The 12,041-nt window shown below is 54.2% G+C and carries 8 protein-coding genes; 2 read left to right on the top strand and 6 right to left on the bottom strand.

The genetic code is table 11. The features are described 5' to 3' along the window. Positions 1-387: 387 nt before the first annotated feature. The 3 genes from feoB to OO017_RS15275 all read right to left on the bottom strand — a co-directional run bounded on the left by feoB (position 388) and on the right by OO017_RS15275 (position 5,428). A complete protein-coding gene (gene feoB, locus OO017_RS15285) occupies positions 388-2,541 on the bottom strand; it encodes a ferrous iron transport protein B (RefSeq protein WP_266053476.1) in 2,154 nt (717 codons plus the stop codon). A gap of 9 nt (positions 2,542-2,550) precedes the next feature. After that, complete coding sequence (locus OO017_RS15280) at positions 2,551-2,754, bottom strand: FeoA family protein (protein WP_046314082.1); 204 nt, start codon at positions 2,752-2,754, stop codon at positions 2,551-2,553. Positions 2,755-2,965: 211 nt separating this feature from the next. Next, positions 2,966-5,428 (bottom strand): bifunctional UDP-N-acetylmuramoyl-tripeptide:D-alanyl-D-alanine ligase/alanine racemase, encoded by a 2,463-nt coding sequence (locus OO017_RS15275; RefSeq protein ID WP_266053474.1) that lies wholly within the window; start codon positions 5,426-5,428, stop codon positions 2,966-2,968. Between the two features lie 210 nt (positions 5,429-5,638). Here OO017_RS15275 and OO017_RS15270 point away from each other — a divergent pair, with 210 nt between their 5' ends. Further along, a complete protein-coding gene (locus OO017_RS15270) occupies positions 5,639-6,586 on the top strand; it encodes an EamA family transporter (protein ID WP_266053473.1) in 948 nt (315 codons plus the stop codon). Positions 6,587-7,284: 698 nt separating this feature from the next. Here the strand turns inward: OO017_RS15270 and OO017_RS15265 are convergent. The 3 genes from OO017_RS15265 to OO017_RS15255 form a co-directional block, all read right to left on the bottom strand. Beyond that, positions 7,285-7,590, bottom strand: a complete 306-nt coding sequence (locus tag OO017_RS15265) for a hypothetical protein (protein WP_266053472.1) — start codon at positions 7,588-7,590, stop codon at positions 7,285-7,287. 84 nt (positions 7,591-7,674) lie between these two features. Then, a complete protein-coding gene (locus OO017_RS15260; RefSeq protein ID WP_266053471.1) occupies positions 7,675-10,266 on the bottom strand; it encodes a DUF5686 and carboxypeptidase regulatory-like domain-containing protein in 2,592 nt (863 codons plus the stop codon). A 107-nt stretch (positions 10,267-10,373) separates the two neighbouring features. Then, on the bottom strand, positions 10,374-11,252 hold the full coding sequence (locus OO017_RS15255; RefSeq protein WP_266053470.1) for a DMT family transporter: 879 nt from the start codon (positions 11,250-11,252) through the stop codon (positions 10,374-10,376). Positions 11,253-11,479: 227 nt separating this feature from the next. On the opposite strand from OO017_RS15255, the gene OO017_RS15250 reads away from it, so the two are divergent. Further along, positions 11,480-11,965, top strand: coding sequence for a regulatory protein RecX (locus tag OO017_RS15250; protein ID WP_266053469.1), 486 nt, complete (start codon positions 11,480-11,482; stop codon positions 11,963-11,965). Positions 11,966-12,041: the final 76 nt, after the last annotated feature.

Genomic DNA, 12,041 nt, shown 5'->3' with positions numbered 1-12,041 from the left:
TATAAAAAACATTATATTTTTAATACTAAAGCATATAAAATATAAAAATACCTATATCCTGACTAAAAATATAGCTTTGCAATTAATATATAAACATTTGATAATAAGCATTTTATATATGTGACTCATTAAATATAATGCCCAAATAACCTAAAAAGCCATTTTTATTCGAATTACCTATTAATTGCAATAATCATATAAATATTATACGAAAACAGAGGGTAAGGCGGTTGTGAATTGCTTGCGTATTAGCAGAATGAGGTGGGAAGAAAAATAGCAGAAAACTTTTGAGGCCAGAGCCGTCTTTATTTTATCCAAAACAACAGAAGCCCGGGGCAAATAACTGTCCCGGGCTTCTGTTGTTTTGGGTTTTATACTTTGCTTGCCTTAGCTAAACAACTGGTAGGTAATAAATGCCATCACATAGGCCAAACCGCTCATGTAAACCAACTGGGCAGCGGGCCAAGTCCAGCTTTTTGTTTCGCGGCGCACAATGGCCAGGGTGCTGACGCACTGCATGGCGAAAAGGTAGAAGATCATGAGCGAGAAGCTGCGGGCCGGGGTAAAGAATGGATCGCCGTTGGCATCTTTTTCAGACATTAGCTTATTCTTGATCGTGGTTACGTTCTCCTCCTCGCCTATACTATAAATCGTGGACATGGTGCCCACAAACACCTCACGGGCGGCGAAGGAGGTAAGCAGGGCAATGCCTATCTTCCAGTCGTAACCCAGGGGCCTGATAACAGGCTCTATGGTGCGGCCAACAATGCCTGCGTAAGAGGATTCCAGTTGATGCGAGGCAATCCTGTTTTCGGTTTGTTCTTCTGTCAGATTTTCGGCTTGTGCTTCTTTGAGCGCCAACTGCTCGGCCTTTTCAAAATTGTTGCCGGGGCCATAGGAGGCCAACACCCAAAGTATGATCGAGATCGCTACAATCACTTTACCGGCCTCAAAAACGAATGCCTTTACTTTCTCCACAATGGTAATGCCCACATTTTTCCAGCGCGGCATCTTATAAGTAGGGAACTCCATGATGAAGTAGCTGCGCTCGCGGGCCTTTAGCAGCACCTTCAGCAGCAAGGCAGAAAGTATGGCCGCCAGAAATCCCAGCAAGTATAAGCCCATCAGCACCAGGCCCTGCAGGTTCATAAAGCCGAAGTAGTATTTCTCGGGCACCACCAGGGCAATCAGCACCGTGTACACCGGGATGCGGGCCGAGCAGCTCATCAGCGGCGTCACGAAGATGGTGATCATGCGGTCTTTCCAGTTCTCGATGGTGCGCGCCGACATGACGGCAGGCACGGCGCAGGCCACGCCCGAGATAAGCGGCACCACGCTTTTGCCGTTCAGGCCGAACTTGCGCATGATCTTGTCCATCATAAAGGTAACGCGGGCCATGTAGCCGGTTTCCTCCAGCACGGCAATAAACGCGAAAAGGATGGCGATCTGCGGCACAAACACCAAAATCCCTCCTAAACCGGCTATCACGCCTTCGGTAAGCAGGTTCACCAGCGGGCCGCTGAAGTTCTCTTGGATCAAGGTATTCAGGCCAGCGATGCCGCCGTCAATCAGGTCCATGGGGTAGCTGGCCCAGGCGAAGATGGCCTGGAAGATCAGGAAAAGTATACCGAAGAAAATGAGGTAGCCGAACACCCGGTGCGTCAGAATCTGATCGAGGCGGTTGCTGAACTTCTCGTCTTTCTCGGCCTTCTCCACGCGCACGGCATCCAGCAGGAGCTCGTTGATGCGGGTGTAGCGGGCTATCGTCTCGTCGGCCTGCAGCGCGTTAGACTTAAACCCAACGGCCTCCAACTGCTCGTCCAGCCAGGCCACATTTTCCTCACTCAGGAACTTCAGGCTCTTGTACTGGTGCGCGAACTGCAGGGCCAGGTAATCGTTGCTGAGGTTAAATCGTTCTTTTATACTTTGCAGCAGCGGCTGCAGATTGGCCGGTATCTGAAAAAAAGGCTTCTCCGGTGCGCTCAGCTGCTGCGTCATCACGATCTTAAGCGCTGCCACCCCTATCCCTTTGCGGGCGTTCATGGGGATAACCGGCACGCCGAGTTCACGCTGCAACAGCGCTACGTCAATCTTCACCCCTTCCTGCTCGGCTACGTCCACCATGTTCAGCGCCAGCACCGCCGGCAACTGCAGGTCGGCCAGCTGCGTGAACAGCAGCAGGTTGCGCTTCAGGTTAGAAGCGTCGGCGGTAACAATAACGAGATCCGGGAAATGCTTGGAGGTTGGGTCGTAGAGCAGGTCGGTTATCACGCGCTCATCCAACGACTTAGGGTACAGGCTGTAGGTGCCCGGCAGGTCTATGATCTCGGCGCGTATGGACGGCGTCAGCTGGCTATACCCCGTTTTCTTATCAACTGTGACCCCCGGGAAATTTCCCACCTTCTGGTTAAGGCCAGTGAGCTGGTTAAATAACGATGTCTTGCCGGAGTTAGGATTTCCGATCAGGGCGATCTTCACCTCCTCCGCCCCGGCCGTAACGCGCGCTGCCGGTTTTATCTCAGGTTGGGTAGCTACAGGCATGTATAAAATCTACTGCTTGAGTAATATCGTCTCGGCTTCGTCTAAGCGGAGAGAGAGCGTATAGTTGTTTACAATAATAGTGATAGGGTCGCCGAGCGGGGCGCGGCTGTTCATTTTTACCTCCGTGCCAGGGATACAACCCATTTCAAGCAGTTTCAGGCCCATTTCAGGGTCTTGCAGGCAGCAGATCACACCACGCTCCCCTATCTTCATTTCGCGCACCGATTTGCGCTCCTTATGCTCTTCTGCTTTGTGTTGCACCTGTTACCTCTCTTTATTTAGACTGTTTATAAACAACTGCAAGTTACAAGGTGTTCAACTTTAAAGCAAAAGAATTCAGAATTTGAAGATGGAGGAGTTAAAATCATACTTGACAGGGGGCTAAACCACTTACCCTGCTCCTCTTCTCTCCAAATTAAACCCGTCAGCCCTCCTCCGAATAAAACACCCTTTTTACCCGTGTGCTGACGTTTGTGAGCAGTTCGTAGGGGATGGTGCCGATGCGCTGCGCCAACTCCGCCAGGGTGATCTCAGGCCCAAACACGACAGCAGTATCGCCGGCCTTTACATTTACCCCAGTCACATCTACCATGCTCATATCCATGCATACGTTGCCGATGATGGGGCAGCGATGGCCGTTTATCATCACCTGCCCCGCCCCGTTGCTGAAGCGGCGGTCGTAGCCGTCGGCGTAGCCAATGGCGATGGTGGCGGTGGTTTTGTCTACATCCGCAACGCCTTTGCGGCTATAGCCCACGGTTTCGCCCGCTTTTATACTTTTAACCTGCGACACGGTGGTTTTGAGCGTGCTGACCGGCCGCAGCGCCTCCTGCTCTGAGCCAGTGGCCTCCACGCCGTAGAGCCCGATGCCCAGGCGCACCATGCCCAGCTGGTGCTCCGGAAAACGCACAATGCCCGCTGAGTTGAGGATGTGCTTGATGACGTTATACTTCAGCCGCCCCTCCAGCTCAGCCGCCATACTTCTGAAACGCGAGATCTGCAGCTGCGAGAAATCGTTGTGGATGGCCTCGTCGGCGCCGGCCAGGTGGCTGAACGCGCTGGCCACCTGCAGCTGCGGATTTTGCTCCAGAAGCGCGAAAAGGTGCTCAAAGTCCTCGGGCACGAAACCAAGCCGGTGCATGCCCGTGTCCAGTTTCAGGTGGATTTTATACTTTGTGCCCGGCTCCAGCGAGTATACATAATCCTGCAACTGCTCCAGCGAGTAGATTTCCGGCTCCAGGTTGTACTGCCGCAGCTTCACAAAGCTGTCCTGCGAGGGGTTCATCACCATGATGGGCAGCGTGATGCCGTTCTCGCGCAGGGCCACGCCTTCATCAACATAGGCCACGGCCAGGTAATCCACCCGATGGAACTGCAGCAGGTTGGCCACCTCGAAGCTGCCGCTGCCATAGGCAAAGGCCTTTACCATCACCATCAGTTTGGTGTCCGGGGCGAGTTTAGCGCGGTAGTAGTTGAGGTTGTGCACCAGGGCATCCAGGTTTACCTCCAGCACCGTGCCGTGCACCTTCTGCTGGAAAGTCTGCACGATCTTCTCGAACCCGAACACACGCGCGCCCTTCAGCAGAATTACCTCGTTGCGGAATGCCTCTGGTTTAAAGTCTTGCAGGAAACCAGCGGTGGAAGTATAAAAACCGGCCTGGGAGAACAGGTGTTTATACTTGCTGATGGTGGGGCCGATGCCGATGAGCCGCTGCACCTTGTGCGCCTGCACCAGCTCCGCCACCTTGCGGTACAACTGCTCCTCCGGCAGCCCCGACTCCAACACATCGGAAAGTATAAGCGTGCGCTGCCCCCGTTGCGGCTGGTTGGCCTGCAAATCCAGGGCGATGGCGAGGCCGGCGAGGTCGTTGTTGTAGGTGTCATCGATGAGGTAGCAGCCGTTGATGGCCTCCTTCATCTCCAGGCGCATGGCCACGGGATGCAGGCGGTCGAGGCGGTCCTGTATTTCGGAGAGCGGCAGGCGGCGGTGCAGCAGCACAGCCAGGCAGTGCAGCGCGTTCTCCACAGAGGCCTCGTCGGTGAACGGAATGGCCAGGCGCTGTTTCTCGCCCCCGAAAGTATACACCACGATGGTTTTATGGCCGGCCGTGGTGGTGGCATTGATGTATAGATTGGCCTCCGGGTGTTGGCGGCTCCAGGTGAAGGATTTTATACTTTGCGCCTGCACGGCCTGGTGCAGCAGCTCGTAATCGGAAGCGTAAAAAAGCAACTCCACGCCCTGGAACAGCTGCAGCTTCTCCTGCACCTTCTGCTCCCGCGAGGCAAAGCCCTCGTCGTGGGCGCTGCCGAGGTTGGTAAAAATACCAATGGTGGGCCGGATGACCTGCTGCAGTTTCTCCATCTCGCCGGGCTGCGAGATGCCGGCCTCAAAAATGGCCAGGGTATGGTTGGGCTGCAGCTGCCACACGCTCAGGGGCACCCCCAGCTGCGAGTTGTAGCTGCGCGGGCTCTTCACCACCAGCTCATCGGGGCTCAGCAGCTGCGACAGCCACTCTTTCACGATGGTTTTGCCGTTGCTGCCCGTGATGCCGATCACCGGAATGTTGAACTGTGCCCGGTGCCACGCCGCCAGCCGCTGCAGCTCCTCCAGGCTGTTTTTAACCTGCAGGATATTCGCTTCCGGGTACTGTTCTTTCAGCTCCCCCTCCTCGCCCTGCTCTACCACAAAAGCCCGCACACCCTGCGCATAAAGCTGCGGCAGGTACTTGTGGCCGTCGTTATACTTGCCCCGGATGGCAAAGAACACCGAGCCTGCCGGCTGCGAGAGCTTACGGCTGTCGGTGAGCAGATGCACGACGGGCAGTGGTTGCGCGAGCTGCACCAGTTTGCCCTGGGTTATACTTTGTAGCTGCTGAAACGTGAGCATGAAGCGTGTTTTATACTTGGGGGCTAAAGTTAGAAAGTTAAAAGGTTAGAAAGTTAGAAAGTTCGGGAGTTTAGGAGTTAGAGGGTTTAAGAGCTGGGGAAAAACAGACGAATTGCAATCCTGAAAATCAAAAAACTATCCTTTAAATCCTGATTCAGACAACCAACAATTCTCTACCTTTGCGCACTTTTATACTTTTCTGATTAAGCGATGGGCACTACCAACACCAAACCATACTACGCGGCGGGCCTGGCGGCGTTTATTATCTGGGGCTTTATCCCGTTTCCGCTCAAGGCGCTGGCAGACTACCCCAGCGGGCAGATTTTATACTTTAGGGTGGCGCTATCGGTGGGCTTGCTGCTGGTGATCTCGCTGCTGTTCCGCCGCAAGCAGTTGCGGGCAACGCTGGAGCAGGTAAAATCTTCCTCTCCCCGCGAGTCGCGCCTGTTCATGCTATTTACTTTCCTGGGCGGCGTGCTGCTTACCACCAACTGGCTGACCTTCATCTACGTGGTGAACCATATCGATATCCAGACGGGCTCGTTCTCTTACCTGCTTTGCCCTATCCTCACGGCTGTACTCGGCTTTCTGCTGCTGAAGGAGGAGTTGCGCCCGAATCAGTGGCTGGCCATTGCTCTGAGCGCCCTGAGCTGCGCGCTAGTGGGGAGCGGCGAGATAACCAGCCTGCTTTTCAGTTTGCTGATCGCGCTGAGCTATGCGTTTTACCTCATCTCGCAGCGCCTTCTGAAGGCGTATGACAAGATCGTGCTCCTGAAGCTGCAGCTGATCCTGGCTTTCATCTTTATCGGACCGTTCTATACTTTCTTTACTGGCGGCAACGCGCAGCTCGATACGCACTTCTTTGTGCAGGTGGGGCTGCTGAGCGCCGGTTTCACGGTGCTGCCGCTGTTCCTGAACCTGTTCGCTCTGAAAGAGCTGACCTCCGGCACCATCGGCATCCTGATGTACATCAACCCGATCCTAAACTTCGTGATGGCGTTTTTATACTTTGGCGAGGAAACCACGGGCACAAAGATAGCGGCCTACCTGATCATTTTCATCTCTGTGATCATCTACAACATTAACCTGAAGGGCCGCAAGAAGCGTGGCGATGGGTTGGTGATTCCGCCGGTGGGGACTACGGCTGTGGTGAAGTAACTTTTATTTTATACTTTATATCTCCCCTTCTGGCGCCCGAAAGTTTTAGAGTTTTTTAAATGATGCCTCCTATTTGCTGGCGCGAGTTTGTAACTCGTGTCTTTTAATGATGTCGAGTTACAAACTCGACTGGCTTGGAAGGCCATACTTATACTACTTGCTGTTCCGGACATCCCTGTCCGGAACCTTTCTGCTGCGGACTTCCTAGTCCGCGTGAGCCATACTTTATACTTCCATAGCCGCTGCTTTCTGCCACTTGACACAAGCTATCCTTTCTTTCAGCAGTTCATCCTCAGTCTTACGAACCTAAAATTTCACCTCTGGCTTTGGCTCCCTCTAGCCCGGGAGGGCTCGTCTTCGGGCATCGCGCTGTGTTCCCTCCTGCGCCAGGGCGCTGCCCTTCGGGCACCGGATCTCACAAGGCGTTCTTTTTCGAGGGCCCCTACCCCCACCCAAAGACTGGGATCAGTTCTCGATAGTCGCGGCCTTGGCTACAAAGCTTCAGCAGAACTCCCTCCCCTGTTCTTAGGGGAGGGTCGGGGTGGGGTAAAGTCCCCCTTCGAAGGGGGCTGGGGGTTGATTACACAGGCAAACTATTCCTCTTTGACGGGCTTAGAGAATAGCTAAACACAGTCCCCTTAAACAGCAAAGGCCTCACCAACTGCTGCTGGAGAGGCCTTTGCTTATACTTTTATTCTTTAATTCGTGGTTGCGCCTTTTTCTTTCCGCTCATCCAGCCGCTCCATTCTACGGGCTGCGGTGTCTACGTTAGGATCTACGTCTCCGAACTGGTCGGCCTGCTCGCCGGTGACGGCTGTGTCGCCGATGGGGGCTGGGCGTGGCTCACTTAAGTTTGCGGCCCCTTCATCACCCTCCACAACCGCCTCCGAGGTGCCTATTTCCTTTTCTTCCTCAATTGTCTCGGAGCTTTGGCTACAGCCAAAGCCCACAACGCTTGCAAAAGCCAGGGCCAGGCCTGATTTTAATATATCTGATGTCTTCATAATTCTTGGTCTATTTGTTCTTCGGCTATTTTTAACGACCTCAGCGCGAATTAGGTTATCAAGTGACTGAAGTATGCGGCAGCCTTAGAACCCGAAGCCCATCAGCACCCCTGTTCTGGCCCTGTTGCCCTCCTGGAACGAGGTCACGAAATCCACGCGCAGCACCTTAAAGATGTGCTCAATGCCCAGCCCCAGTTCCAGGTAATGCCGCGACTCCTGCGTGTTCAGGTAGTTCAGGCTCACCACCTCCTGCCATTTCAGCTTTCGGAACAGCGGAATCTTGTTAAACAGGAACCCATTAAAGTGATGCTCATAGTGCGCCTCCAGGTAGCGGTTGTTGGTGCTGTAGCGGTAGTAGTCCAGCAGTTGGAAGCCCTCGTAGGTACCGGCGGCCAGGGTACGGTTACCGTTAAAGTGCTTGTAATCCATCAGGCGCATATCCTCCTTGCCCCAGAACAAGGACCCCAGCACATTATACTTGCTGCGGCCAAGCAAGCCAAAACTCACCTCGTCGCTTATACCTAGACCCGCCGTGTTATACTTTACATCGCCCCCAAACGCCTTTATCGCACCACGGTAGCTTAGCGTAAAGGTTGGGTATTTAGAGCCAAGGTTGATCTTGTTGTCGGGGCGGGAGATGTAGCGCTGCCCCGGTTTTATACTTATGGCGGCGGTCACCGTCAGGGCTTCGTGGGGAGTGAACGAGGCGTCGTCCAACTCAGCGTTCACGGGCACGTTGGAGGTAAATCGGCTCGGCTCGTCCTCTCCCCGGTCCTTAAAGCTGAAGTCGGCGGTGTTCTCCAGCGGCATGCGGTGCGCGTAGTTGACAGAGGTATTAAACCGTAGCCCGTTCCAGAGTTCGCTGCGATAGCTTACCTGACCGAAGTCGCGCTGGTAAAGCTTGAGGTAGTTCCGCTCGGCAATTAAAGTATAAAGTGTATTTATAAAGGGTGAAATCGGGTTTAGGTAATTGATCTGGGCTATATAGCGGCCGCCCTCCACGGTGATGGTGCTGTTCCTGATCGGGTCGTACTGGTAGCTTGCGAGCAGCTTGGCGTTGAGCTTCTGGTTGCTGAAGCCGTAGCGCACCCCGGGCTCTACCTGCAAATAGCGGCGGTCCTCGAAATTCCTTCGGTAGTTGACGCGCACGTCGGCCGCCACACCCTCCACGGTGTTGTACTGCAGCACGCTCGGCCCGCCCGTCAGGCTCAGCAGCGGGTCGAAACGGTAATACTTGCGCTCGAAGGTGTTGGAGTAAGTATAGCCGCCCAGCAAAAAGCTGCCGAACGAGGGCTTGTTGCGCACCGCGTCCAGCGAGTCCTGGTAAGGGCGGGAGTTTTTGACTACCTCCAGGCTATCCTTCTTGTGGTAATCCACTACCTCCTCCTGCGTAAGCGGCACCGGCCTGACTGAGGCCCAATAGGCTGAGTCGCGTTTGTTGGCCTCTTTCTCTACCAGCAGCACCTCTTTGCTGAAAAGCTCCTCACTTACCACAGGCTGCGCCGGGGGTGCGGCAGCCTCGGGCTCCACCACTTTATACTTTGTTTTCTTGGCGGGCCTGGCCGCTACCGCCTCCGTTTCTTCGACAGGTTCTGGCTCTACCTCCTCCACCCGCGGCGGCTTGGCGTAGGCTGGCTGCACCTTGTAGTTGGAGTACACGCCCATGGCATAGCCGCCACCCTTAAAGCCCAGTCCGGCCGCTTCAAAGGTAAAGCGCTGCGACACGGGCATCCATACTTGCTCCGTTACGGGGGCGTACACCTGCCGCACACGTATCCAATCCACGAACTCGATGCCGGCATCCTTGGTAAGCTTGAGGTCGGTGCTGTGTATGCGCCAGCTGCCATCCACGATGTAGATGCTACCCGAGAAAACCGGATCGTGCTTGCGGCGCGGGATTACTTTTATCTTGTTGATGGTGCGCCCGTCTTCCTGGAAGGTACCCAGGTACTCGAAGCGGTAGAACATGAGAGCGTTGTTGGCCAGCGGCGACACGAAGCCGCGCTCGCTCAGCCCCTCCACCTTTAGCAGCGGGTCGTAAAAGCTGATGCTCATCTCGGAGGCCTGGTTAAAGCTGAAGCCTTTCTTCTGACCGCTTACCTTGCTCGAGATCATGCGCTCGTGGATCTTGTTGGGCTTCTTAAACGCCAGCTCCGACACCGACTCCGACAGGTACACGATGCCCGTGTCCACATCCACGATCTTCACGCCTAGTATCTTGGAGGGCACCTTATCCATGCGGGCCACGCCTTTCATGTACACGCGGGCGCTCCAGGTGTTCACTTCGTCGCGGTGGTATTTGCGCAGGCGGATAGCGTTGCGCATGATGGCGTAGGCCGGGTCTTCGTCGGAGGCTTTCACCACTACCTCCTGCAGGTTCAGGACTTCCGGTTGCAGCTGCACGTTCAGCTCCTGCACCGCTTCGCCCACTGTAACGGTTTGGGTATGGGCACGGTAACCCACATACTTAAACTCCAGGGTATAGGTGCCGGGGCTGAGCTGCAGCTGGTACAGGCCCTGGTCATTGGTGGCGGTGCCGCTGGCAGTTTCCTTTATGTAGATGCTGGCGAATGGCAGGCCCTTGTTGTTCTCATCGGTTACGCGGCCACGCAGTATGCCGGCCATACTTAGGGCAGGCACAAGGAGCAGCAGCAAAAGTAGAAAGGTTTGGCGCATGTGCTATAGGGTTTGTAGCAATCATATCAGCTAAAAAGATACGCAGGAAAGCCCTAACCATCCGCACAGAATCATACTTTTTATACTTTATGGCATAGCGACTCTCTTCACTTAGAGCCTGATCCGGCAGCCAGGGTTGCTTTTTTGGTGATTTTATTTTTGTACTGCACGTTCAGGATCACCCCGAGCAGCACCAGCGCCATACCCACGTATGTCCAGACGTTAAGCAGCTCCCCGAAGAAAAAGAAACCGAACAGCAGGGCGTAAATAATGCCGATATACGTCAGGTTGGCCACTTTGGAGATCTCCTCGTTTTGGTACGAGAGCGTCATGTAGTACTGCCCCAGCTGCGTGAACAGACCCACGAGCAGCAGCATCACCCAACCCCACCCATCGGGCTGCACCCAGTTAAACAACGTATAAACGCCCACCACCGGCAGCGTTACCAGCGGGAAATAGAAGATGATGACCAGCGGATGCTCCTGCACGTTGAGCTTGCGCACGATGCTGTAGGCTACCCCTGTGAACACGGCACTCACCACACCCAGCCACAAGTATAAACTGTCCACGTTCGTCTCCACGCCCTCAATCACCAGGATTCCGGCAAACGACACCAGGAAGAAGAACCACTGCCACAGCCGCACCCGCTCCTTCACGATAAAGATGCCCATGATGGCCGTGAAAATCGGCGACAGGTATTGCAAGGTGGCCGCCGTGGCCAAAGGTATGTTCTGCAGCACGTTGAAGAACAGGATCAAAGCCACCGCCCCGAAAGCCCCGCGCGCAAACAGCCACTTGCGGTTGTTGCCCCACACGCTCACGTTTGCCCGGCGCAGAAACACTAGGCTTATCGCCAGCGACACCAATGACCGGAACACAATGATCTCCTCGGCCGGAATATGCGGCACCCACTTCACGCACACCTGCATCAACGCGAAAAAGAACGTCGACAGCAGCATGTATACCACTCCTTTTGATAGCTTCATCTTTAATGTTTTTCACTACAAAGGTCCAGCTTTTGGCTGGAGATTGCTAATTTGTCTGAATCGGGATTTGCAGGATTCAATAAAGATGCACAGAATTGAAAAGGTACACGATTCGGCCAGGTCGCGACCTGGCCCTACGAATATTGTCCTCAACTTTCTAACCTTCTAACTTTTTAACTTTCTAACTTTAATCTCTGTTTATACTTAGTAAAAGCTGATTTATACTTTTGGAACGCGACAAGAAAAAGAAGACCTATACCCCCAAGGAGGCGCTGATAAAAGCCGCCGCCTACTGCGCCTACCAGGACCGCACGCAGCAGGAGGTGCGCGACAAACTCTACTCCTACGGTCTGGAGCCCGACGATGTGGAGGAACTGATCGTGCGCCTGAGCCAGGAGAAAATGATTGACGAGGAGCGCTACGCCCAGAGCTACGTGCGCGGCAAGTATGGCCTGAAGAAGTGGGGCCGCCGCAAGATTATGCAGGGCCTCAAAAGCAAGGGCATCTCCGACTACTGCATCAAGCAAGGCCTGAAAGAGATTGATCCCGAAGTCTACGAACAGCACCTGCTGCAGCTACTCGAGAAGAAAAACGCCACCGAGAAAGAGAAAAACCCCTTCGCCCGCCGCCAAAAGCTAACTTACTTTCTCATGAGCAAGGGCTATGAGAACGACCTGATACAGGATGCGCTGAAGGGGCTGGAGGAGAGGTAAAGTTCTGTATATTGGTTGAGCGTTGTGCTCTATGTTTAAACAGGTACTCCAGATATAGTGCAGATAAACGTATGTT

Source organism: Pontibacter anaerobius (assembly GCF_026241195.1).
GTDB lineage: Bacteria > Bacteroidota > Bacteroidia > Cytophagales > Hymenobacteraceae > Pontibacter > Pontibacter anaerobius.
This window is presented reverse-complemented; position numbering and strand designations above follow the sequence as displayed.

Coding starts and splice junctions, on each gene's coding strand:
- OO017_RS15275 (WP_266053474.1), bottom strand. CDS start 5,428: ATGCTCACGTTTCAGCAGCTACAAAGTATAACCCAGGGCAAACTGGTG.
- feoB (WP_266053476.1), bottom strand. CDS start 2,541: ATGCCTGTAGCTACCCAACCTGAGATAAAACCGGCAGCGCGCGTTACG.
- OO017_RS15255 (WP_266053470.1), bottom strand. CDS start 11,252: ATGAAGCTATCAAAAGGAGTGGTATACATGCTGCTGTCGACGTTCTTT.
- OO017_RS15265 (WP_266053472.1), bottom strand. CDS start 7,590: ATGAAGACATCAGATATATTAAAATCAGGCCTGGCCCTGGCTTTTGCA.
- OO017_RS15280 (WP_046314082.1), bottom strand. CDS start 2,754: ATGAAGATAGGGGAGCGTGGTGTGATCTGCTGCCTGCAAGACCCTGAA.
- OO017_RS15270 (WP_266053473.1), top strand. CDS start 5,639: ATGGGCACTACCAACACCAAACCATACTACGCGGCGGGCCTGGCGGCG.
- OO017_RS15260 (WP_266053471.1), bottom strand. CDS start 10,266: ATGCGCCAAACCTTTCTACTTTTGCTGCTGCTCCTTGTGCCTGCCCTA.